14 protein-coding genes are annotated in these 22,721 nt (G+C 74.3%); 4 read left to right on the top strand and 10 right to left on the bottom strand.

The genetic code is table 11. The features are described 5' to 3' along the window. Nucleotides 1–4 precede the first annotated feature (4 nt). The 5 genes from WMF19_RS45135 to WMF19_RS45115 all read right to left on the bottom strand — a co-directional run bounded on the left by WMF19_RS45135 (nucleotide 5) and on the right by WMF19_RS45115 (nucleotide 5,107). Nucleotides 5–1,063, bottom strand: coding sequence for a lysylphosphatidylglycerol synthase domain-containing protein (locus WMF19_RS45135; RefSeq protein WP_437896002.1), 1,059 nt, complete (start codon nucleotides 1,061–1,063; stop codon nucleotides 5–7). Beyond that, nucleotides 1,060–1,248, bottom strand: coding sequence for a hypothetical protein (locus WMF19_RS45130; RefSeq protein WP_437896001.1), 189 nt, complete (start codon nucleotides 1,246–1,248; stop codon nucleotides 1,060–1,062). Before WMF19_RS45130 ends, WMF19_RS45135 begins: the two co-directional genes overlap by 4 nt. Before the next feature lie 7 nt (nucleotides 1,249–1,255). Further along, nucleotides 1,256–4,084 (bottom strand): protein kinase domain-containing protein, encoded by a 2,829-nt coding sequence (locus WMF19_RS45125; protein ID WP_437896000.1) that lies wholly within the window; start codon nucleotides 4,082–4,084, stop codon nucleotides 1,256–1,258. Nucleotides 4,085–4,139: 55 nt separating this feature from the next. Beyond that, nucleotides 4,140–4,556: a hemerythrin domain-containing protein gene (locus WMF19_RS45120; RefSeq protein ID WP_437895999.1), complete on the bottom strand. Its 417-nt coding sequence runs from the start codon at nucleotides 4,554–4,556 to the stop codon at nucleotides 4,140–4,142. A gap of 107 nt (nucleotides 4,557–4,663) precedes the next feature. After that, nucleotides 4,664–5,107: a hypothetical protein gene (locus WMF19_RS45115; RefSeq protein ID WP_437895998.1), complete on the bottom strand. Its 444-nt coding sequence runs from the start codon at nucleotides 5,105–5,107 to the stop codon at nucleotides 4,664–4,666. Nucleotides 5,108–5,236: 129 nt separating this feature from the next. On the opposite strand from WMF19_RS45115, the gene WMF19_RS45110 reads away from it, so the two are divergent. After that, nucleotides 5,237–9,397: a transglutaminase domain-containing protein gene (locus tag WMF19_RS45110; protein WP_437895997.1), complete on the top strand. Its 4,161-nt coding sequence runs from the start codon at nucleotides 5,237–5,239 to the stop codon at nucleotides 9,395–9,397. Between the two features lie 186 nt (nucleotides 9,398–9,583). Continuing rightward, entirely contained in the window at nucleotides 9,584–10,504 is a 921-nt protein-coding gene (locus tag WMF19_RS45105) for a DUF2267 domain-containing protein (RefSeq protein ID WP_437295833.1), read from the top strand. Here the strand turns inward: WMF19_RS45105 and WMF19_RS45100 are convergent, their stop codons facing one another. Further along, nucleotides 10,505–11,506 carry an NAD-dependent epimerase/dehydratase family protein gene (locus WMF19_RS45100; RefSeq protein WP_437895996.1) on the bottom strand — a complete coding sequence of 334 codons (1,002 nt, stop codon included), beginning with the start codon at nucleotides 11,504–11,506 and terminating at the stop codon, nucleotides 10,505–10,507. Further along, nucleotides 11,503–16,077, bottom strand: coding sequence for an AMP-binding protein (locus tag WMF19_RS45095; RefSeq protein WP_437895995.1), 4,575 nt, complete (start codon nucleotides 16,075–16,077; stop codon nucleotides 11,503–11,505). The genes WMF19_RS45100 and WMF19_RS45095 overlap by 4 nt, the downstream gene beginning before the upstream one ends. A gap of 281 nt (nucleotides 16,078–16,358) precedes the next feature. Between WMF19_RS45095 and WMF19_RS45090 the strand changes: the two genes are divergently transcribed. Then, on the top strand, nucleotides 16,359–17,309 hold the full coding sequence (locus WMF19_RS45090) for a deoxyribonuclease IV (protein ID WP_437895994.1): 951 nt from the start codon (nucleotides 16,359–16,361) through the stop codon (nucleotides 17,307–17,309). Here the strand turns inward: WMF19_RS45090 and hutU are convergent. Further along, the gene (hutU, locus tag WMF19_RS45085) at nucleotides 17,224–18,897 is read right to left on the bottom strand and encodes a urocanate hydratase (RefSeq protein WP_437895993.1); all 1,674 of its coding nucleotides are present in this window, start codon (nucleotides 18,895–18,897) and stop codon (nucleotides 17,224–17,226) included. The two genes, WMF19_RS45090 and hutU, sit on opposite strands and share 86 nt — an antisense overlap. Nucleotides 18,898–19,085: 188 nt before the next feature. Here hutU and WMF19_RS45080 point away from each other — a divergent pair, with 188 nt between their 5' ends. Next, the gene (locus WMF19_RS45080; protein WP_437895992.1) at nucleotides 19,086–19,433 is read left to right on the top strand and encodes a hypothetical protein; all 348 of its coding nucleotides are present in this window, start codon (nucleotides 19,086–19,088) and stop codon (nucleotides 19,431–19,433) included. 78 nt (nucleotides 19,434–19,511) lie between these two features. Here WMF19_RS45080 and WMF19_RS45075 read toward each other — a convergent pair whose 3' ends face one another. Both WMF19_RS45075 and WMF19_RS45070 read right to left on the bottom strand, forming a co-directional pair. Then, nucleotides 19,512–21,578, bottom strand: a complete 2,067-nt coding sequence (locus WMF19_RS45075) for a protein kinase domain-containing protein (RefSeq protein WP_437895991.1) — start codon at nucleotides 21,576–21,578, stop codon at nucleotides 19,512–19,514. Nucleotides 21,579–21,600: 22 nt separating this feature from the next. Beyond that, entirely contained in the window at nucleotides 21,601–22,575 is a 975-nt protein-coding gene (locus tag WMF19_RS45070; RefSeq protein ID WP_437796278.1) for a hypothetical protein, read from the bottom strand. Nucleotides 22,576–22,721 lie beyond the last annotated feature (146 nt).

Genomic DNA, 22,721 nt, shown 5'->3' with positions numbered 1-22,721 from the left:
CATCCTAGCGAGGCGGGGGGCGTCGGCAAAGCAGGCGCGCGAGGAGCAAGCCGCCCACGTCCACGGCGAGCGAGGTGGCGCGCGAGATGATCGCAGCGCCCAGCGCTGCCGCGGGTCCAACGGCGGGGGCGAGGCCCACGGAGAGCAGCGCCTCGCGCACGCCGATGCCGCCCGGCGTGGCCATCGCCAGGAAACCGGCCACGGGCGCCAGCACGAAGAGGCCCGAGCCGCCGAGCGCCGCGCCCGGCGTCGCGCCGACGGCGAGCGCGGCGCACGCGCCATGCGCGGCCCAGGTCAGCCAGTACGCCGCGTGTACCAGCGGCAGTCGCACCGGCATGAGCGGCCCGCGCCCCTCGGCCGCGAGGAGCTTGCGCACGCGCTCGGGCGCGCGGGCACGATCCACGGTCATGAGCGCGACGAGCACCGCGCCCAGGGCGACGAGCAGAGGCAGCTTCCATCGACCGATGAGCGCGCTCGCGCCCGCAAACTGCTCGCCGCTCGCCGCGAGCAGGCCGAACCCCACCATGGCGCCGACCGCGACGAAGCTGGCGAACTCGATCGCGAAGGAGGACGCCACCACCGCGCTGGTCGTCCCGATCCGCGGGGCGCCGAGCATGCGGACCAGCGGCACGCCGAGCTTGCCTGGGATGTAGCGTGCCGCCTGCGACTCGATGTGCAGCGCGATCGCCGGCCAGCGAGGGATGGGCCGGCCGGTCAGCTCCTCCAGGACAAAGGCCCAGGCGAGCCCCAGCACGACGATGCCGAGAGCGAGGGGCAGCACCGCGAGCGCCACGAACGCGGGACGGACGTCGACGGGCTCGCCGCTCTCCCACTTGCGAGCGAGATCCCGCGCAGCGAGCCCGATGAACAAGGCGACGGCGACGACCATGACCGGGCGCAGCGCCTTGCGCACCCTCGCGAGCGGGCCTCCGAGCCCCTGCGGCGGGCCGGGCGGGTCGCGCGCGGGCTCGGGTGGATCTGCCGCGATCATCGGGGGCGCTGGCGGGGCGCTCGCGGGCGGGGTGCTGGTGAGGTCGACGAGCGACGCAGATCGGTCCTTCACGCGGGCCAGCGCTTCGCCACGCAGAAGACCGACGGGCCGAAGCCTGGCCGGTGCCCGCGCGCGATGAGGTCGACCTCGGCGCCGAGGCCGAACCCGCTCACCAGATGGGCCAGCAACCGGGCCCTCCCCTTCTTCAACCAGTCGCCGGATTCCTCGAAGTCGCGCTGAACTACCGTCGTTCCCATCCGCTCTTCACTCTGCATGCGGGGCTGGATCGCCCTGGGGGGGCGATCCGGCCGGGGGCGGCGACTCTGCTGGTTCCGCCTCGGCCGGCTCCGGGGGGGTCGGGATCTCGATCGTCAGATCGTCCACCTTGCCCGGCTCTTTCCGCGACTTCTTCGGCGGCGGCGGCGGCGGGCGCCGCTTCCGCGGCGGCGTCGTCGCGGCGGCCCTGGCCGACGGCTGCGCGGACGTGGCCGTTTCCACAGGCGGCGCCGTGACGGCCGGCTCGGGCGCTGGCTCTTGCGGCGGCGTCGGCTCTGCCGTGACGGCGGGCGGCGGCGGGACCTCGCTCTCGGCCGCCGGCGTGCTCTGCGGCAGGCGCTGAGAGCGGACCACCTGCCACGCGACGACGCCGGCCAAGGCCACCAGCGCGAACGCTACCAGCCGAGCGCGCCGGCGCCGACGTGAGCCGGGGTCGAACTCCGGAGGCTCGCTCTCGCGCGCCTCGTGCGCCACCCCGCTCACGCTGGACCCCTTCATCCACTGGTCCGGCGACTGGCCGGAGGGCAACGCGCGAGCCCGAGGGACGAGCTGTGAATCGAGCGGGTGCGGCGCGCGCACCGACGCGGGGGGCGCGGCGGCTGCGGCCGTCCCGGCGACCGCTCGCCTGACGTTGTCGCGGAGCTGCTCCGACGGCGGGTCCTGGCTCAGCGGCGCCTCGCGCTCCGCGGCGATCGCGTGCGGATCGGCCGCTTGTTGCGAGAGCGCGCGCGGTGTCTGCGAGGAGGGCGGCGGTTCGGCCGTGGCGCCCGGCGCGATGGGTACGCCGCTCTGGGGCGCAGTCACCGCGGGCTCGGGCGGCACGTCGGCCACGGGTTCGGCCGGCGCATTGGCCGCGGGTTCGGCCGATGCGTGGGCCGCGGGCTCGGCCGGCACGCCGGCCATGGGCTCGACCAGCGCATGGGCCGCGGGCTCGGTCGGCGCATGGGCCGCGGGCTCGGTCGGCGCATGAGCTGTCGCTGCGGGCTCGGCCGGCGTCGCGTCTGCGCGCGGAGCGAGCGCTGCAGATGCGGCCGGCGCCGCCCCGGGCTCGTCCACGTCGGTGTCGATCGCGTCCTCTTCGAACTCGTCGATGTCGACGTCGACGAGCGAGGACGCGCTGTCCGCCGCCTTCCGGAACGTGTCGCTGGGCGCCAGCGCCGGTGCAGGCGCGCCTGGCGGGGCGTCGACGCTGTCTGCCGTCGCGGGCGACACGCTGCTCGGCTGCGCGGAGACCGGCGTTCCAGTGGCGACCGGCGTTCCGGCATCGACCGGCGTTCCGGCAGCGACCGGCGCTCGGGCAACGACCAACGTTTCGGCAGCGATCGGCGCTCCGGCAGCGACCGGCGCTCCGGCAGCGACCGGCGCTCCGGCAGCGACCGGCGTTTCGGCAGCGACCGGCGGCTTCTGCGACGCGCTGTTGCTGGGCAGCGGCGGCGCCGGAGGTCGATCGCCGGGCCGAGCCGAGGGCGGTGGCCGCTGGCTCAGCGGCGGCCGTTCGCCGACCTCGGACGAGCCCGGCGGTTGCTCGCTGATCGGAGCCAGCGACGGCGTCTGAGGCCGCGCCGTGGGCCGAGGCGGCGCCGGAGGTCGCTCGGTGGCCCGCGGCGGTGCGAGAGGCCGCTCGCCGAACCGGGACGACAGCGGCGGGCGCTCGCTGAGCGGAGGCCGCTCGGTGAGCCGCGGCGGCGTTTGCGGCCGCTCGCTCGGCACCGCGGGGATCCTCGCGCTCGGACTGGCCGACGACGGCGCGGCCGCCATGTCCGCCGGCGGCTCGCCCGATCCTCGCTCGGGCGATCGCGTCGCGGCGGCGGCCGTGGGGTCGGCCACCCGCGGGAGCGGCGGCGCCTTGGGGATCACCGAGCCCGTCGCCGGCCGCGGCGGGGCCGCCGGCGGGCGCGTGGGCGCGGCCCGGGGCGGCAGCGGCGGCGGCGACGGCGGCGATCTCATGCTGCTCGGGGCATCGGCCGACAGGTCGGCGGTGCGGGCGAGCGACTCCGCGAGATCGCGCGCGCTGCTGAAGCGCCGCGACGGGTCGCGGTCGCAGGCGCGCGCGAACCACGCGTCGAAGCTCGGCGGCAGCTCCGGGTTCACCCTCGACGGGACCGGGATCTCGCCGAGCGAGATCTTGATCAGCAGGTCGCCGACCCCCTCGCTGTCGAACGGGAGCTCGCCCGTCACGCACTGGTAAGCGATCACGCCGAGCGCCCAGAGATCCGCGCGGTAGTCGACCTCCCGGAGCCCCTTCACCTGCTCCGGGCTCATGTAGTGCGGCGTGCCCATGAGCGTGCCGACGCTTGTGCGCTGGGCGACCCGCTTCCCCTGCCCCTTCACCTTCGCGATGCCGAAGTCGAGGATCTTGACGATCTCGTCGTCCTCGTTCGCGCAGAGGAAAAAATTCTCCGGCTTGAGGTCGCGGTGCACGATGCCGGCCCCGTGCGCGCGGGTGAGCGCGCGCGCGACCTGCGTCACGATCTTCGACGTCTCCTGGAGCGAGAGGCGGCGCCGGCGCGCGAGCCGATCGAAGAGGTCCTCGCCCTCGAGCAGCTCCATCACGATGAACGGCTGCTCCCCGTCGATGCCGTGATCGATGATCTGCACGACGTGCGCGCTGCGCAGCTGCGCGGCGGCCGTCGCCTCGCGGCGGAACCGCTCGCGCGCGTCGTCCTGCTTCCCGAGCTCCGGATCGATGAGCTTGACCGCGACATGCGTGCCGAGCGCCAGGTGCTCGGCGACCCACACCGCCGCTTGCGCGCCCTGCCCCACGGGTCGGATGAGGCGGTAGCGCTCGCTCAGCACCTGACCAGCTGCAATAGACACGGCGGCAAAAGCCTACGTCGAGGACAACATCCGTGTCGAGTTCATGCGTACCACCTCAGATGCCCTGCGGAACGGTTTCCTGCATCAGCTCGCGCCATTCGTCGTGGGTGAGCTCTGGATAAATGTAGTCGCCCTCGAAATTTGTATGGTGCAGGAGCAACCGGGCGACATCGACGATGGCCCGCGCGACGTCGCCGCCCTGCGCAACGCCCGCCAGGGCGTCGGTCGCTTCACGCACGGCGTCGTGCTGCTTCAGCGCCACCTGGACCTCCTCGGCGAGCCCGCGCGCCTGGAAATGCGGGAATATGGCGGCCTCTTCGTAGCGCATGTGTCGCTCCATCGGCCCACGCAGGAACGCGAGCAGGCTTGCGCGCTCGGCGCTCGCCTCGTCCGCGGAGCGCTGCGCCAGCTCGATCAGCTTCTTCGCCGTGTCGCGAGCGAGCTCCTCCTCATGGAAGAGCTCGCTCACCATCCGGTCCAGTTCCATGAGGTGCGGGCCGTCGTAGTCCAGATCCCGTGGAGGGTCGAGCGGGGCGCGGCGCGATCCCGCGGCGGAGCAGGTCGGCTCCGTCGCGCGCGTCAGTCATGCGCGCGGGCGCGGACGATCGCGGCGAGCCGGCCGACGACGCCGCTCGCGACCATGGCGAGCACCTGCTTCTCCAGCGCCTGTCGCTCGCTCGGCCTGCCGCCGAACGAGATGCGCGAGCGGGCGGTAGCTCCGCCGACGACGCGGCCGACGACGGTGCAGCTCACGCGGTGGACGTCGCCCCGCGTGGCCGAGGTGAACTCGACGACACGCGCGCTCAGCACGACCGATTTCGCCTTGCCGAAGTCCGCCTTCTTCGCGGCGCTGGAGAGCAGCCCGCGCAGCGCCCGCGCCCGCTGGGCCTGGCCCTCGCCCGCGGGTACGTCGACGCTCTTCCATTCGACCTTGGTGTCGCGGGCGAAGGTCGATGCTGGCGAGGCCGTGAGCGTGGTCAGGGCCATCACCGCCGAGAGCAGCCATCGTGACGCGCGGCGCATGCGCGCAGGGTAGGGGGCCGCGGGCTCGCCGGCCAAGTTCGCGCACGGCGCGCGGGCGCGGCGCGCGCGATCGCCGCGCTCGCGCCGCGATCGGGCCCGCGCTATGCCGTGGCCTGGAAGCGAGGTTCGATGGAGCGCAGCTCGCCGGGGGGAGATCGACGGGATCGACGAGGACGAGATCGACGCGCGCGCGCCCGCGCGCTCCGCGGGGGCGGGTGGCTCGCCGCGCTGCTCGCGATCGCCGCCGCGCCTGCAGCGGGCAACGCCCAGTCGCCGCGTCCTGGAGGCGCGAAGGCGGGCGCGAGCGCGCCTGCAGCCGGCAGCGCGCCGGCGCCGCGAGCGGGGGGCGCGAAGGCAGGCGCTGGCGCGCCCGCGGTGGGCGGCGCGCCGGCGCCGCGAGCGGGGGGCGCGAAGGCAGGCGCTGGCGCGCCCGCGGCGGGCGGCGCGCCGGCGTCCGAGAAGCGCGCGCCCATCGTGCTGGCGCTGCGGTGGACCGCCGCGACGCCCGACGAGATGCTCGGCGCGGCGCTGGCCCGCGCGCGGCGGGGCGGCGACGACGCGTTCGCCGGGCTCGTGATCGCGGCGGCGCTCGCGGACCGCGCCGCGCAGGGCCGCGCACGGGAAGGCCTCGCGCAGATCGGGGCGTCCTCGTCGCCGCTCGCCGACGAGGCGCGCTGGCTCGCCGCCTCGCTCGCCCCGGAGCCGCCGGCGGCGACGTGGCCCGGCGCGCGCGCCGTCTCGTACGACGCGCCCCCGGACCCGTCCGGGCTCGTCAAGGCGTTCGCGGTCCTCGGCCCCTTCCAGGACAACTCGGGCGGCGGGCTCGCGCGCCGCGAGGGGCCCGAGGCGGAAGGCCAGCGCTTCTCGGACATGAGCGCCCGCTACGCCTGGGGGGTGTACGACGTCGCGTGGCGCAGGGTGCTGCCCGCCGCGTCGACCGCGCGCGGCGTGCCGCTCGATCTTTACATCCATCCGCGCACCGAGGCATGCACGTACCTCGCCTCGCGCGTGACCGTCCCGGCCGCGCTCGATCGCAAGCCGATCCTCGCCCACGTCGCCGCGACCGGCGCCGTGCGGCTCGCGTGGGACGGCGCCGACGTCGCCGCGAGCGAGGCGGCGCACGAGCGCCTCGTGCTCGACCGCATCGCCGCGCGCATCGAGGCGCCCGCCGGCGATCACCTGCTCGCCCTCAAGGTGTGCACCGGGGCCATCGCCGACGAGGGGCGCGTCCGCGTGCGCTTCACCGACGAGGACCGCCGGCCTGTGGCGCTCGCGACCTCGTCGGACCTCACGCCGCTCGAGCTGCCGCCGGCCCCGCCCCCTGGCGCGCGCGCCGCGACCGCCGTCGCGACGGCGCTCGACAGGGCGCTCGACGCGGGCGCGTCGCAGTCGCTCGAGCAGACCCTCACGGCCGTCGTGGCGCGCACGCTCGGGGGCGCCGACGACCAGCGGTCGCCCCGCGCGCCCGGGCTGCTCGACCGTGTTACGCGGTCGCCCGGGATCTCCGCCGACGCGCTCGCCCTGGCGGGGTGGGTGTCCCCGTTCGGCGCGAACCGCAGCGGCTGGCTCGAGGCCGCGCGCGCCCGGGGCCTCGCGGAGAAGGACCGGGCCACCGCGGCGTTCGCGCAGCGCCGGCTGGTCGCCGCCCACCTCGCCTCGGAGCGGGTCGACTGGGCGGCGGCCGCGCTGCGCGACGAGCCGCTGCGCTCGGCGCGCGATCCCGAGGCGCGCGTCCTCAGGGCGCTCGTCAAGAAGAAGCTCGCGACGGCGGGGCTCACGCGGGCCGGGCTCGAGGAGCTGCTCGCGGTCGAGCGCGAGCAGAAGGACCGGACGCCGGTCGTCGTCTGGCAGGAGATCGCGGCCGCGGCCCGGCTCGACCCGGCGCTCGAGCTGCGGGCCGCGCGCAGGCTCGCCGAGATCGCGCCCGAGTCGCGGGGCGCGTCTTACGTGCTCGCGTTCGAGCCCGACGGCGGCGCCGCGCTGGAGGTGGCGGCCGCGGGGGCGCTCGCCCAGCAGACGTCGGCCGAGGACGTCATCCGCATCGGCCGCGCGCTCCACGACGCGGGCCGCGTCGCGTGGGCGCGCGAGGTGCTGTCGTACGCGACGCACGTCGCGCCGAACCAACCCGCCGCGTTCCAGGCGCTCGCCGCGGTGCGAGAGAATGGCGCGGGCGGCGCGGGCGGCGCGGGCGCGCGGCCGACGGCCGCGGCCGCCGCGTCGCGCGTGGCCACGGCGGCGCTCGCGCGGGCGCGCGACCTCACGCCAGGCGATCCGTACCTCAAGGCCGAGCTCGCGCTCCGCCTCGGCGAGGGCTCGGCCGGCGCGCCGGGCCGGCAGCGCATGCGCGACGAGCAGCACATCGTCGCGCCCGACGTCTTCCTCGCGCGCGCGCGACAGACCCCGGCGAAGAAGGGGGAGGTGGCCGACCGGCAGCTCCACTGGGTGCGCGTCGTGACGTACCACCCGGACAAGCGCGTCTCGCAGCTCATGCACTACGCGCGCGAGATCGTCATCGAGCCGCGCACCGATCAGGATCTCTACGAGCGCGACATCCCCGCCGAGGGGGAGGACACGGAGCTCCTGTTCGCGCGGGTCCACCGCAAGGACGGCACGGTGGCGCAGCCGGACGAGCAGGGCGCGGGAGGGCAGAAGCCGTTCGTGCGCTGGCCCGAGCTCAAGGCGGGGGACGTGGTGGAGGTCGCGGTGCGCTCGTGGACCCGGGGCCCCGTCGGCCGCCGGGGCGACGCGCCGTTCTACTTCATCGACTACGTCGGCTCGACCGACACGCGGCCGATCCTCTACAACGAGGTCGTCGTCGACTCGCCGGCGAGCGATCCCCTGGCGATCGACGTATTGAACGGCAAGGCCGAGCGGGTGCTCAGGTCCGAGAAGGACGGCCGCCAGGTGACGCGGTACATCTGGGACGACCCGCCCGAGGTGCCCGAGGAGCCGCTCGCCCCGCACCTCGCGGAGGTGCTGCCGGTCGTCGTGGGCTCGACGTTCCACGGATGGCACGACTTCCGGGAGTGGTACCGGGGCGCGGTCGCCGGCTTCATGGAGCCCGACGATCAGGTCCGCCGGCTCGCCGCGGAGCTCACCAAGGGCAAGGCCACGCGCGAGGCCAAGCTGCGGGCGCTCTTCGACTTCGTGTCGGACGACATCCGGTACGTGAACTTCGTGTCGGGCGAGTGGTGGCTGCCGAACCGCCCGCAGGAGCTCCTGGCGCGGCGCCAGGGCGACTGCGACGACAAGGCGATGCTGCTCATCACGCTGCTCAAGTCGATCGGCATCGAGGCGACGGAGGTGCTGGTGCAGACGCGCTACACGGGCCAGCCCTCGCTGCTCCGGAGCGAGGTGGCGGCGATCCCGGTGTTCGATCACGGCATCGCGTACCTCCCGGGCGCGGGCGGTGCGCCGGGCCTGTGGCTCGACGCGACGAGCCCGCAGAGCCGCCTGGGGCCGCTGCCGGCGATGGACGCGCGCACGCTGGCGCTGTTCGTCGACGAGGGGCCGCCGAAGATCGTGGAGACGCCGGCGAGCTCGCCGGCCGATCACGGCGTCGACGCCGAGTGGACGATCGCGCTGCTCCCCTCCGGCGCGGGCGAGCTCGCGGCGAAGGAGCGGCACATCGGCGACGCGGCGTTCGAGCTCCGGTCGAACCTGGCGGAGGCCGACGCGCGCGCGCAGTGGGTCGAGCAGTACCTCGCGTACGGCTGGTTCCCGACGGTCGACGTGAAGCCCAAGGTGGCGTTCCAGGCCGATCTCCCGCACGGGGCGGCGACGCTCGAGTACGAGGCGCGCTCCGAGGGGCTCGCCCGCCGCGAGGGCGCGGAGCTCTCCGTGCCGCTCTCGGGCGCGTCCACGATGACGTCGCAGCTCGCGCCGCTCGTGAAGCGCACGCTGCCGGTGGTCCTGCCGCCGAGCTTCGCGCCGCGGCACCACAGCCGGACGATCACGATCACCGCCCCGCCCGGGTACGTGTTCGCCGAGCTCCCGCCGGGCGGCGACGAGAACGGCGGCGCGTTCGGGCGGGCGACGATCTCCTTCGCGAAGGCGCCCGGCAAGAACGCGGTGGTGGTGAAGGAGCGCGTGATCCTCGATCAGTCGACCATCCCGGTGGCGCAGTACGCCGCCTGGCGCGGCTGGCTGCAGCGGGTCGACGGGCTCCTGCACCGGATGGTGCGGCTCTCGCCTGTCGCGCCCGCGACCAAGCAGGCGCGCAGCGCGCTGGACCCCGCGGCGGGCGGCGGCGCCGGTGCGGCGGCGCCGGCGCGCGGCGCCATCCACTGACGAGCGGCTTCGCCCTCGCGCTGGCGGCGCGCCGAGGCTCTTGCTCGGCCGCTCGCGGCGGCGATCCCGGGCGCCGCGTCCACCCGCCGGCCACGCGCGCCATCGCGGTTGGTACCGTTCTGGCTAGCCGCGCCCTGGCGTACGCACGCACATACCCGAACGCCCTGCCCAGGGGAGGGGCTCGCCATGTCGCTCGAAGAGTACCGACGCCCGCGAATGATCGTTCTTAGCCCGCGCTCGACCGCTTATGACGCCGTGAGGGCGATGATGGACAACCACGTCGGCGCGGTCCTGGTCCACGACGGCCAGCGCCTCGCCGGCATCGTGACCGACCGCGATATCGCGCTGGAGATCGTGGCAGGCGACCTCGACGCGCGCAGCACGATGCTGCGCGACATCATGTCGGACGAGATCGCGACGCTCGAGCTCGACGCGTCGATCGACGACGCCGTGCGCACCATGCGCGATCATGCGTGTCGGCGCGTGCCGGTGACCGAGCAAGGGCGGCCCGTCGGCCTGGTGACCCTCGACGATCTGCTCGCCGATGGGGTCATCGACGCGGAGGCCGCCGGCTCCGTCGTGAAGGCGCAGCTCGAGGTGGCCGCCCGGTTCAAGCCGGAAGGCGCGCTGCACCCCGAGGGGACCGCGCGCCCGGAGCGCTCGCACGGCCGCGTGCGCGCCCTCACCCGGCGCAAGGCGCGCGCCGACAGCGCGTATGGCCGGCTGATCCACGCCGTCGAGCGCCACAGCGGCCTCCAGCAGCGCGACCGCGCGGAGCTCGCGCTGCAGATCGTCCTCGGCTGCCTCTGCCGCAGGGTGACGCCCCAGGAGGCGCGGCACCTCGTCGCGCAGCTCCCCTCGAAGCTCCACCCGTCGCTCGAGCCGTTCCTCGACGGGCCCGACAAGCGCATCACGACCGCGACCATCGAGGCCGACGTCGCGCGCGAGCTGCGCATGGACCGCGAGGCCGCCGGCTTCGTGCTGCAGGCGATCTGCGAGGCCGTCGCGGACAGCGTGTCCGCGGGGGAGATCGAGGGGTTCCGCGGTCAGCTCCCGCTCGACATGAAGGACCTGTTCCCGCCGACCCCGCTGCGCCGGGCCGTCTAGCTACGCTTGCGGCCAGACCACGCCGCGGGCGCGCAGATCGGCGACGGTGTCCGCGAGGGTCTCGAGCGGGTCGCGCGGCGTCCAGCCGAGCTCTCGCCGGGCCTTCGTCGCGTCGAGGTACCAGAAGTGCTGGCCCATCTCGGCCGACACCGGATCGACCGGCAGATCGAACGGCAGCCGCTTCCGCGCCTGCTCGATGAGGTGCGCGCCCGCCTTCGCGAGCGCGATGCTCCGCGGCAGCCGCAGGGCGGGGGCCGGGACGCCGGAGATGCGCGCGAGGCGGCGGAAGAAGACCTCCAGGCTCATGTTGGCGGCGCCGAGCAGGTAGCGCTCGCCCGGGCGGCCCTTGTCCATCGCCAGCGCCATGCCCTGGGCCGCGTCGCGGGCGTCAACGAAGGAGAGGCCGCCCGCGGGGGTGAAGGGGAGCCGGCGCTCCAGGAAGCTCACGATGTCCCCGGTCGAGGCGCCGTGGACGTCGCCCGGGCCGAGCAGGATGCTCGGGTTGACCGCGAGGACCTCGAAGCCGGGCCCGCTGCGATCGAACGCCGCGCGCTCGGCGTACAGCTTCGAGCGGTAGTAGGGCCAGCCGGCGATGAGGTCGATCGGCGTCGCCGCCGTCTCGTCGCGGACGTCGCTCGGGTCCTTGCTGACCGCGACGACGCCGCTCGTGCTCGCGATCACCGCGCGCTTCACCCCCGCGTCGCGGCAGGCGTCGAGGGTGATCTTGGTCCCCTCGACGTGCGTCCGGTAGAGCGCCTCGGCGTCCTCGCGGCGCCGCGAGACGCGCCCGGCGCAGTGGAAGACCCCGTCGCAGCCCTCGGCGGCGCCGCGCACCGACCCTGCGTCGAGGATGTCTCCGCGGCGAAGCTCCACGCCCTGCTCGGCGAGCGCGGGCGCCTCCGCCCGGCAGAGCGCCACCACGTCATGGCCACCCCCACGGAGCGCTGTGACGAGGTGCGATCCCAGGAAACCGGTCGCCCCGGTGACGAGATAGCGGCTCATGCGAGATCGAAAACCTTCTGGAAGGTCTGGAGGAGGGAGATGTCGTTCGATTTCACGAGGCCCGTCATGAACTCCATCGGGCTCGGTGTGTAGGCCTCGCGGACGATCTTGGTGAATATCTCGGGCGTCGTCTTGAGGACACAGTCCGCTTGCTGGCTTGGCTTACCGATCCGCGCCTCGCAGCTGGCCGGGTCGATCCGCAGCGTCCACTTCGCCTCGTCCTCCGTGCCGAGCGTCACGTAGTAGGTGATCGGCTGGGTGACCCGCCCGGCGACGTATTTCGACTCGAGCTCGCGGAACAGGACCGTGAGCGGGTGCTCCTTGGTGGTGGTAGCGGCCTGATCGATGCTCTCCACCCGGCTCAGATCGAGGGCGCCGCCCTCCTTGAGCTTGATGACGGCGAGCTGCGTGAGCTCCGCGACCTTGCGGCAGGCCACCGCGTACTTCATCCCGGCGGTGAGCCGCCGGAGGTCGCCGATCGTGAGCGGCGGTCCGATGCGCGCGACGAGGTCGCGGCGGATCGGGACGGTGCGCCCCTTGGGCAGCGCCTCGAAGGTGCCGCCCAGGTAGAGGGGCAGGATGTCGACGTTGTGCGTGAGCGCGAGGTGCCCGATCGCCGGCTTGAACTCGAGGATGCCGCCGTCGGGGCTGCGCGTGCCCTCCGGGAAGAGGAGCACCGTCCGCCCGCGGTCCAGGATCTCGCCGGTCTGGCGCAGCGCCGTGCGGAGGCCGCCCTTGCGGTCGAAGGGCGCCAGGTTCGTGAGGTTCTCGAAGTAGGCGCGCCGCCAGCGGTTGCCCTCGAAGAAGTAGTCCTGGGCGGCCAGCGAGACGAGGCCGTCCCCGTAGCTGCCCAGCGCGAACTTCACGAGGCCCATGTCGAGGTGGCTCGCGTGGTTCGAGACGACGATCGTGTTGCGGTTGTGCGGGATGAACGCGCGCCCGTAGACCTTCGGGCGCATGACGTTCCCGTAGAAGCCGGACTGGACCTTGTTCATCCAGTGCTTGGCGAAGTCGGCCACCGGGCGAGGGATGTGGATCGGCTCCTCGCCCTGGCCCTGCGCCTTCGGCTCTGCGATCGCCGCGCCGGCGTCCTGCGCGACGGCCGCCGCGCCCGCGCCGGCCTCGGCGGCGAGGCGCGTGACGATCGCCTTCACCTCGGAGCGCTTCACCTGACCGGACGCGGTGCGGGGCAGGTCGGCGTCGTGGAGGTGGAGGGCCATGGGGTGGCACGGCTTGGGCAGCGCCTGGATCGCCGTCCGGAGCGCGTCGAGCGCGCGCTCGTGCTGCGTGGCCAGCGCGAGCGCCTCGTCGCCCTCGCCGTCCTTCGCGCCGGGCGCCGTGGGGACGGCGAGGCAGGCGACCTGCTCGCCGCCGCGGCCGTTGTCGATCCCGACGATGGCGAGCTCCTTGACGTGCTCGACCTTGCCGAGCATTCGCTCGATGTCGGCCGGGTACAGGTTCTCGCCCTTCGCCGCGCTGATCACCTCGCTCTGCCGGCCGACGAGGACGAGCCGCCCTTGCTTGTCGAGCTTGCCGAGATCGCCGGTGCGGAGCCACCCGTCCGCGTCGAGGGCCGCCTGGGTCGCGCCCGGGTCGTCGGCGTAGCCCTTCATGACGTTGGCGCCGCGCGCGAGCACCTCGCCGACGCCGTTCGCGTCCGGGTTCGCGATCTTGATCTGCACCCCGGGGATCGGCTTGCCGACGTTCCCCGGGTTCGCCGCCGGCGAGGGCCTGGCGACGGTCAGGAGCGGCGCCGCCTCGGTCAGGCCGTAGCCCTCGGCGAGCGGCAGGCCGAGCCCCTTGAACACGGCGGCCGTGTCCCTGGGCAGCGCCGCGCCGCCCGAGATGAGGAAGCGGACGTTGCCGCCGAGCGCGTCGTGGACGCTGCCGAAGAAGAGGCGCCCCGCGTTCAGCCCGAAGCGCTTGCCGAGCATGCGGTTCAGCTCCATGGCCCAGCTGAACGCGGTGGCCGCGGCGGGCCCCTGCTCCTTCACCCTGGCGACGATCTGGCGCTCCAGCATCTGCCAGAGCGCCGGCACGCCGACCATCGCCGTGACGCGCGCCCTCTTCAGCCCGTCGCTCACCCGATCGGCCGAGACGTCGTCGAGGTAGATGATCCGCGCGCCCTGCGACAGCGGCAGGAGCAGGCCGCAGGTCACCTCGAAGGTCTGGTGCAGCGGCAGCACGCTGAGCACGCGGTCGCTCGCCTTGAGCGGGAACAGCGGCGCCAGCGAGGCCAGCAGGGCCGTGAAGTTGCCGTGCGTGAGCAGCACGCCCTTCGGCTCCCCGGTCGTGCCGCTCGTGTAGACGACGCTCGCGACGTCCTGGCTGCCCACGCGCACGTCCGGGGGCGCGAGGCCGTCGCCGGACGCCGGCCCCAGGTCGGGCACCTGGCCCTCGGCGAACCCGCCCATGTCGAAGGCGACCAGGTTCGGCAGCGCCGCGCGCACGTCGGCGCCGAGCTTCTCCGCCACGCCGCTGTCCCAGAGGACGACCTTCGCCGTCGACGAGCGGAGGACGTCCGCGAACGCCTTCGCGTCGAGCGCGGGATCGATCGGGACGGCGACGGCGCCTGCGCGGAGGATGCCGAAGTAGGCGACGGGCCACGCCGGCTGGTTCGCGCCGGAGAGCGCCACGCGATCGCCGCGGCGGACGCCGAGCGCGGCGAGGCGCGCGGCCGTCATGCAGGCCGCGTCGCGGAGCTCGCGGTAGCTCGTGCGCGAGAGCCCGTCCTGCTCGAACCGCTGCACCGACAGCGCGTGATCGAAGCGCTCGGCGACCTCGTCGAGCAGGTCGACCAGGCTGTCGTAGGGCCGGAGCGGCTTGATCTCCCGGCGGAGCATCTCCTCCATGAGCGGGAAGGCCCACTTCTCCAGGCCGGGGAGGTGCACGTTCCAGATGTAGTCGCGCCAGTCGATCTTCTCGGGCGCCCAGACGAAGCGCGCCCGCTCCTCGGGGGGCATGCGGGCCATCGCCGCGCGCGTGTTGGCGCAGGAGTAGACCCAGTCGCCCTCCGCGACGAACGGCATGAAGACCTCGAGGAGCGTGGCCGTCTTCTGCTCGGTCCTGGCGGCGTTCTCGAGCGCGGCCGCCGCCGGCTTGAGGAGGGCCGCGGCGGGGCCGACGCTCGCCGTCTTGAGCAGGCCGCCCAGGCCGCGGAGCGCGCCCTCGATGGCCCGCGCGCCGTGCGCGCCGTACTGCTGCCGGGTCAGCCCGCGCGGCTCGAAGCGGGACGACACGACGTCGAAGAGCGAGGTCTTCTTCCCCTCGAACACCTGCCGCCGCTTGTAGAGCCCGGCGAGCTCCAGGTAGCGCGTCACGCGGCAGCCGTTCGTGTCGGTCGATCCGTACTGGTACACCGCGGGCGCGCGGCCCTCGATGAGCTCGCAGAGCGAGGCGATCATGCCGCTCGCGGTCATGTCGACCGGGATCAGGTCGAGCCGCACGTCGTGGTCGCCCGGGAACTGCACCTGCCCCTTCGAGGCGAGGTAGAGGTACGGCGCCGAGGTGTTGATCCCCTCGTTCCAGCCGCAGAACGGGAACTCGACCGCGGTCTCGACGACGGCGGGGCGGACGATGGTGAAGGGCAGCCCGGAGCTCGCGAGGACCTGCTCGCCGATGCTCTTCGTGTAGGTGTAGATGTTGGTCCACCCCCAGAAGAGCGCGCGCTCCTTGCCGGCCTCGATGAGCCGGTCCTTGATGAACTTGCGCTTCACCCTGGCGAGCTCGTTCTCGAGCGCGCTGCCCCGGCACGGCTCGCTGCGCGCGGCCAGGTTGGCCTTGGCCTCGTCGAGGAAGGCGCTCTGCCGGAAGGCGTCCTCGCACCGCTGGCGCGCCTGCTGCACGAGGTCGAGGCACTCGCTGATCTCGCGCTGCGGATCCCAGTGCGACCGATCGAGGGTCCGCTTCGGGCAGGCGGCGCCGAACCACGTCTCGCCCGCGGCGCGGGGGAAGGGGATCTCGGCCGGGTGGTTCTCCTCGATGAGCCCGGAGCGGTAGCCCGCGACGAAGCAGGTGCTCGTGTGCATCACCTTGGCCCCGAGGGTCCGCGCGAGCTCGACGAGGTTGCTGATGCCGAACGCGTTGACCTCGAGCGCCTCGTCGAGCGGCGGGTTGAAATCGACGACGCCGGCCACGTTCACGACCGCGGCGATCGTGCCCGTGAGCTCCCCAACGCGGTCGCCCAGCCCGAGCAGCGGCAGGCCGACGTTGCCGTTCATGGGGGTGATCTTCTGCCGCAGGTACTCCTCGAAGGCGGGCCCGGGGTACTGCTCGCGGATCGGGTCGAAGACCGGCGAGGTCACGATCTGCGACCAGAAGCGCTCCTCCGGCGACTGGCTCTCCTTGGCCCGGACGAGCAGGTAGATGTGGCCGATCTCCGGGAACCTCGCGAGCAGCATGGCCAGCCAGACCTTGCCGAGGAAGCCGGTCCCTCCGACCACCACGAGCCGCTTGCCCGAGAGCACGTGCGACGGCATCAGCGGCGGGGCCGCCGCGGTTTCCTCGCCCTTGGCCCCACCCGGCGACCCCGGCACTGCCTCTCCGGCGCCGGCCCCGTTCGTAACACCCATATGGCTCATCGAGACTCCAGGAAGGCCGCTCAATTCGCGCCTGGGCAGGAACGCGTCAAGGGTGAGGTGCCGCGAACCGGGGTTCGCGCCCTCCCGGCATGCGGTTTGCTCGATTTGCTCGCAGAATCGGGCTCATCGCAGGGGACGGACGAGGTGGCCCGGGTGTTGCGCTCCTCCGTGGGGACGTACGGGCGCGCGCGGATGCGGGGGCCGTGGCAGATCCGGTCGGCTCGGGGCAATGCCTTGCCGGCGGCGGGGAAGCGCCCCAAGCAGTGCGGCCCATGATCTTCGGCGCGCACGAGTCCGTGGCTGGCGGCCTTCACCGCGCGATCGCGCTGGCAGGGGAGGACCGCTGCGAGGCGGTGCAGATCTTCACCAAGGTCTCGGGCCAGTGGCGGGAGCCGGCGCTGAGCGCGGAGCAGATCGCCGCGTTTCGCGCCGCGCGCGCCGCCTGGGCCGGCGCGGGCCGGACGCTCGCCCACGCGAGCTACCTCATCAACCTGTGCGCCGACGACGCCGCGATCCTCGAGCGCTCGCGGGAGGCGCTGTTCCAGGAGCTCGCGCGGTGCGACGCGCTCGGGATCGACTTCGTGGTGTTCCATCCGGGCGCGCCCCGCAGCCTCGGCGAGGAGGTCGGCCTCGACCGCATCGGCGAGAGCCTGTCGATCGTGCTCTCTCGCGCGAAGGGGCTCCGCGCGCAGCTGTGCATCGAGAACACGGCCGGGCAGGGGTCGACCCTCGGCGCTCGCGTCGATCAGATCGCCGCGATGATCGAGCGCGCCGGGCCGGAGGGGTCGCGGCTCGGGGTCTGCGTCGACACGCAGCACGCCTTCGCGGCGGGGCACGACCTCCGGAGCGAGGCCGGCTACGAGCGGTTCTGGAGCGACTTCGGCCGGCTGCTCGGGCTGGAGCGGCTGAGGTGCATGCACATGAACGACTCGAAGGCGGGGCTCGGCCAGCGGCTCGATCGGCACGAGCGCATCGGCGACGGGGAGATGGGGCTCGCGCCGTTCTGGCGCCTCGCGAACGACGCGCGGCTCGCGCGCGTGCCGGCGGTGATCGAGCTGCCGCCGCTCTCGAAGGAGCGGCGCGGCTACATGGAGGAGATCGCGCGGCTGCGCGCCCTCGAGGGCGCGGCGGAGCCGGTCACCCTGCCCGGTGCGGCACCCGGACCCCCTTCTGGTCCGCCACGCGGATCGCCGTCTCGTAGCCCGCGTCGGCGTGCCGGATGATCCCCATCCCCGGATCGATGGTGAGCACCCGCTCGAGCCTCTGCCGCGCGGCCTCGGTGCCGTCGGCGACGATCACCATGCCGGCGTGCAGCGAGTTGCCGATCCCGACGCCGCCGCCGTGGTGGAAGCTCACCCACGACGCGCCGCCCGCCGTGTTCGCGAGCGCGTTGAGGATCGCCCAGTCGGCGATCGCGTCCGAGCCGTCCTTCATCGCCTCCGTCTCCCGGAACGGCGACGCGACCGATCCGCAGTCGAGGTGGTCGCGCCCGATCACGATCGGCGCCTTCACCCGGCCGGCGCGGACGAGCTCGTTGAAGGCGAGCCCGACCTTCGCGCGATCGCCGTAGCCGAGCCAGCAGATCCGCGACGGGAGCCCCTGGAACGCGATCTTCTGCTCCGCGAGCTCGATCCAGCGGCGGAGATCGGCGTCGCCCGGGACCGCCTCGAGCACCGCGCGGTCGGTGGCGAGGATGTCCTCGGGATCGCCCGAGAGCGCGACCCACCGGAACGGGCCCTTGCCCTGGCAGAACAGCTCGCGCACGTACGCCGGCACGAAGCCGGGGATCGCGAAGGCATCCTTCTCGCCCGCCTCCATCGCGCAGGTGCGGATGTTGTTGCCGTAGTCGAAGACCTCGGCCCCGCGCCGCTGCATCGCGAGCATCGCCTCGACCTCCCTGCGCATCCCCGCCTTCGCGCGCGCGACGTACTCCCCGGGGTCACGCGCGCGGAGCTCCGCCGCCTGCTCGAGCGTGAGCCCCGGCGGGACGTAGCCGACGAGCGGATCGTGCGCCGCGGTCTGCTCGGTGACGAGGTCGGGCGTGACGCCGCGGCGCACGAGCTCCGGGTACACGTCGGCGGCGTTGCCGCAGAGGGCGATCGAGCGCGGCGCCCCGCGCTGGACGCTCTCGAGGACGGCGTCGAGGGCGCGGTCGAGATCGTCGATGCGCTCGTCGACGTAGCGGGTGCGGAGCCGCTTCTCGATGCGCGCCGGGTCGATCTCGACGCCGAGGCAGGCCATGCCCGCCATGGTCGCGGCGAGCGGCTGCGCGCCGCCCATGCCGCCGAGCCCCGCGGTGAGCACCCAGCGCCCGCCGCCCGGGGCGCGCGCCGCGTGCGCCTTCCGCGCAGCGACGAACGTCTCGTAGGTGCCCTGCACGATGCCCTGCGAGCCGATGTAGATCCACGAGCCCGCGGTCATCTGCCCGTACATGGTCAGGCCGAGCGCCTCGAGCCGGCGGAACTCGTCCCACGTCGCCCACCGGCCCACGAGGTTCGAGTTCGCGAGGAGCACGCGGGGCGCGTCCGGGTGCGTGCGGAAGCGGCCCACCGCCTTGCCCGACTGCACGAGGAGCGTCTCGTCGTCCGCGAGCTCCCGGAGCTCGCGCACGATCACGTCGAACGCCTCCCACGATCGCGCCGCCTTCCCGGTGCCGCCGTAGACCACGAGATCGTCGGGGCGCTCTGCGACCTCCGGATCGAGGTTGTTGTGGAGCATCCGGAGCGCGGCCTCCTGGATCCACCCCTTGCAGCTCCGCTCGCTCCCGCGCGGCGCGCGCACCACCCGGGCCCCCTGCTCTCCGGTCGTCATGCTGTCGTGTACTCCACCCGGTCCGGATCGACCAGAAGGCGAGGCGTCCGCCGCGCCGCGCGGCGAGGCGAGGCGCACGCCGGCGCGCGACGCGAGCCTGCTCGGTCCTCTCCGGAGCAGCCGGCTTCGTCCGAACCGGAGTATGCTCGCTCGGGGCGCGCGCAGCGCCCGTGTGTCCGGGAGAATCCATGATCTCGACGATCCGTTCGGCCCTCGCGCGTTGTCCGATCCGGGCCCTCCAGCTCGCAGCCCTGGCGCTCACCCTCGCGACGACGGGGTGCGACAAGGTCGGGTGCTTCGAGTGGACCGAGATCGAAGGGGAATGCCCCTCCCAGGACGAGGCGCTCGCCTATTTCGGAAGCGACTCGTGCAGCGGCGAGGTCGAGTCGGTCGACAGCGAGCCCGAGTACGACGGCGATTACTGCTGTTACGACATCACCAAGCGCGACGATTACGGGGGCTTCTGCACCTCGCCCGGCGGGCGCATCTCGCCGCCGCAGCCGGCGCCGCCGCCCGCCCCGTCTCCGCCGAACTGAGCCGGCGCGCCGGACACCGCGCGCGCTCGCGCATCGCGGGCCCCGCGTAGGGCGCCGCTTCCGCCCTGGCTCATCGAGCTAGAGCTCGTCCAGCGCGTTCCTGTCGAGCTCCTGAAGCGCCGCGAGATCCCGCGCTGCGAGCTCCTCCACGTCGCCGGGAGCCTCGCGCGGGTAGGCCAGCGTGAGCTCGCCGTCGTGGACGTAGAGGTGCTGGCTGTCGATGCACCCGTGCGCGCCTCCGGCCGCGTGGAGCGCCGCGATACCCTCGCCGAGGCGCGCGCGCTGAGCCCTTGTCAGCGCGCGCGCCTCGTCGGCGAGCGCCCGGCCCTGGGGCAGCGCCACCCAGACCTCGCCGTTGGCGAGATCGACCCGGAGGACGGACGCCAAGGCCGCGTGGCCGGCGCGCGCGAAGGCCCGGGCCCGGGCGAGGGTCGCGTCGTCGAGCTGCAGCACGAGGACGTCGCGATCGAGCCAGGCGTCGTGCCAGCGCCCCTCCGTGTCCCGGCCGTCGCCGACCTCCAGGGTCGCCGCGAGCCGCGCCGCCGTGGCGGGCGGCGCGTCGCTCGATCGGGGCCGGCCGCTCGCGCGCGACCGCCGCGGCCGCGGGCGCTCCGGCCAGGCGATCGCGGTGATCGCGCGCCGCGCCTCGAACGCGTCGGCCGGCCGCGCGGCGGGGTCCTCCGCGAGCAGTGCCGCCACGGCCGCGTCGTGGGCCGCCGTGAGGTCCGGATGGACCTCGCTCGGCGCGGGATCGAGCTGCCCGCGCACGGCGGGGGCGGGCGGCTCTCCGGTGAGCAGCTCGGCGAGCACCGCGCCGACGCCGTACAGATCGCTCGCCAGCGTCGCCGGTCGGCCCATGCGCTGCTCCGGCGACATGTACGCGAACGTCCCGATCGCGCCCGCCGTGGCGGTGGACGAGAGATCCCCGAGGTGCGCCGCGCCGAAATCCGCGAGGTGAGCCGTCCCGATCTCGTCGAAGAGCACGTTGCTCGGCTTCACGTCGCGGTGGAGGATGCCGAGGCGGTGCGCTTCGCCGAGCGCGGACAGGAGCGCGCCCGCGATCTCGACGGCGCGCGCGGGGGTGACCGGCTCCCCCCGCAGCCGCTCGATCAGGGACCCGCCCGTCATCCAGGCGAGCACCATCGCCGGCCCTTCGGGGTGGTACGCGCGGAGCGCGACGACGTTCGGGTGCCGGAGCTGGGCGAGGGCGCGCGCCTCGCGCTCGAACCGGAGGAGCGCGTCGCGGCCCGCTCCGAACGCCGCGCCCGCGAAGATCTTCACGGCGACGCGCTCCGCCGTGATCCGGTCGCGCGCCTCCACCACGCGCGCGTGGGGCGTCGACGTGACCTCGCGCAGCGTCTCGTAGCGCCCGAAGAGGAGCGGCCCGACGGGCGCGGGTCCTGCCGGGGGAGGGCCTGCGATGGGGCTGCCGGGAGCGGCGCCTCGCGAGGAGAGCGCCTCCTGGCCGGGCGGATCGAGCCGGGCGAGCTCGTCGCGGACGGTCCGCGCGGCGTCCTCGAGCCCGAGCTCGCTCAGGCAGCGGCCGAGCAGCGGCAGCGCGCGGGCCCGCTCGGCGGCGGCGGGCGGCAGCTGCTGGAGCGCCCGCACGGCGGCCTCGGTGCGGCCGTGGCGCGCGAGCAGCTCGCCCAGCGCGAGCCACGCCGCCGCGTCGCCCGGGCGGCGGCGGAGCGCGGCCTCGAGCACCCGCGCGCCGTCGGCCGGGCGGCCGGCGAGCTCGAAGCTCTCGGCGGCGCGGCACGCGTCGTGGGCCGCGGTGAACGCCTCCGCGGCCGCCGCGTGAGCGCCGAGCGCCGCGAACAGCGCGCCCGCGTGGCGCGAGAACCCGCGCGCCGCGAGGTCGGCGGCCGCGCGCAGCGCCGCGTCCCGGGGCGACGTGGCGGCGATCCGATCGAGCGCCTCGCGCGCGAGCGCCTCGTCGCCGCCGAGCGCGGCCATCAGCGCCGCGCGGGCCGGGTCCCCGGCTGCCAGCGCCTCCCGGGCCGCGCCGGCGAAATCGCAGACGCGCTCGAGCAGCTCCGACGCGCCCGCGTGATCTCCGGCGGCCACGAGGAGCGCGGTGCCGCGTTCACGCTGCCCGATCGCGGCGAGCTCGGCCGCGCGACGTCGCAGATCCTCGTACGCCACGCCGATGTCGATCGGAGCGCCGTCAGCGCGCGGCGATGCGCGCTCGGCCGTTCACGGAGAGGTCGAAGCGCACCTCGCCGAGGTCGATCCCCGATGCGTTGAACGGCACCTGCCGCGTCCGGTGCAGGGCGAGCGTCGCGTTCGCCGGCAGAGGCCCGAGCGTCGAGGGATCCAGCAAGGAACCGGGGATCACGCCCCTGCCGGTGTCCTTGAACGCGCACCGCACGGTCGCGCCGTGCGCCGAGGTCACGTCGACGTAGATGACGTCCCGCGCCCGGCCGCCCTCGTCCGCGCGCCACTGCACGACCGCGCCGACCCCGGCGTCGAGATCGACGCCGTCGGCCAGCTCGGCGTCGCCGATGCGCACCTCCTCGGGACCCGCGGGGGCATCGGCCTCGAACGCGAACCGGTCGAGCTGCCCCGAGCCGGAGCTCTCGAACACGTACCGCGCCGGCGCAGGCAGATCGCTGGTGGCGTCGCGCGACGTGTAGAACACGCCGAAGACCAGGGCGCCCACGTCCGGGAACGCGCGGGCTGCGAGCGGCATCTCGGTGCTCTCGGTCTTCATCGTCACGTCGCCCGCGTCGAGGAGCTCGATGGGGCTGAGCGAGCTGATGCTGCTCGCCGCCTCGTCGTCGGCGGCAGGAGAGAGGACCATGCAGCTGCCGGCGGAGGGGAGGACGAACGGCTTCCCGACGGCGCCCTCGGCGAGCTCGGGATCCATCGCGGACGAGAGGCGCATGAACTTCGCCAGCACGTTCGTGACCGCCCCCGCCCCCTCGACGCCCGCGCTCGGCGGCGCGGCGTCGTCGAGCTCACCGGGGGTGGCGGTCGAGGCGGCGTCCCGGCTCAGGTTGATCGCGCGCTCGACGCGCACGACCCCCTGGGTGACCACCCCGTTGACCTCCGTCGCGTCGCCCGCGACAGGCGCCGAACAGCCGACGAGAGCCGCACCGGCGAGCAGGCATGAGGTGGCGAGGGCGCCGTGGGGACGCATAGATCCGAGTCTAAGACGGGTCCTCCGGCCGGGCAAGCGCCTGCGCTTGTCACCGAAAATGGCAGGGAATCCGTTTCATTACGTTTTGTTGCGTTTGCTGCGCCTTGTTTCGTTTGGTTACGTCCGGAAACGCCCTGACGTCGTGC

The organism is Sorangium sp. So ce124, from assembly GCF_051525235.1.
Lineage (GTDB): Bacteria > Myxococcota_A > Polyangia > Polyangiales > Polyangiaceae > Sorangium > Sorangium atrum.
The sequence above is the reverse complement of the archived record's forward strand: the minus strand, read 5'-3'. Positions and strand labels throughout refer to the sequence as shown.

Bases quoted from the DNA above. Each gene is read 5' to 3' on its own strand.
- WMF19_RS45100 (WP_437895996.1), bottom strand. From the start codon at position 11,506: ATGAGCCGCTATCTCGTCACCGGGGCGACCGGTTTCCTGGGATCGCAC.
- WMF19_RS45110 (WP_437895997.1), top strand. From the start codon at position 5,237: ATGGAGCGCAGCTCGCCGGGGGGAGATCGACGGGATCGACGAGGACGA.
- WMF19_RS45105 (WP_437295833.1), top strand. From the start codon at position 9,584: ATGTCGCTCGAAGAGTACCGACGCCCGCGAATGATCGTTCTTAGCCCG.
- hutU (WP_437895993.1), bottom strand. From the start codon at position 18,897: ATGACGACCGGAGAGCAGGGGGCCCGGGTGGTGCGCGCGCCGCGCGGG.
- WMF19_RS45130 (WP_437896001.1), bottom strand. From the start codon at position 1,248: ATGGGAACGACGGTAGTTCAGCGCGACTTCGAGGAATCCGGCGACTGG.
- WMF19_RS45115 (WP_437895998.1), bottom strand. From the start codon at position 5,107: ATGCGCCGCGCGTCACGATGGCTGCTCTCGGCGGTGATGGCCCTGACC.
- WMF19_RS45090 (WP_437895994.1), top strand. From the start codon at position 16,359: ATGATCTTCGGCGCGCACGAGTCCGTGGCTGGCGGCCTTCACCGCGCG.
- WMF19_RS45080 (WP_437895992.1), top strand. From the start codon at position 19,086: ATGATCTCGACGATCCGTTCGGCCCTCGCGCGTTGTCCGATCCGGGCC.
- WMF19_RS45070 (WP_437796278.1), bottom strand. From the start codon at position 22,575: ATGCGTCCCCACGGCGCCCTCGCCACCTCATGCCTGCTCGCCGGTGCG.
- WMF19_RS45120 (WP_437895999.1), bottom strand. From the start codon at position 4,556: ATGGTGAGCGAGCTCTTCCATGAGGAGGAGCTCGCTCGCGACACGGCG.
- WMF19_RS45095 (WP_437895995.1), bottom strand. From the start codon at position 16,077: ATGGGTGTTACGAACGGGGCCGGCGCCGGAGAGGCAGTGCCGGGGTCG.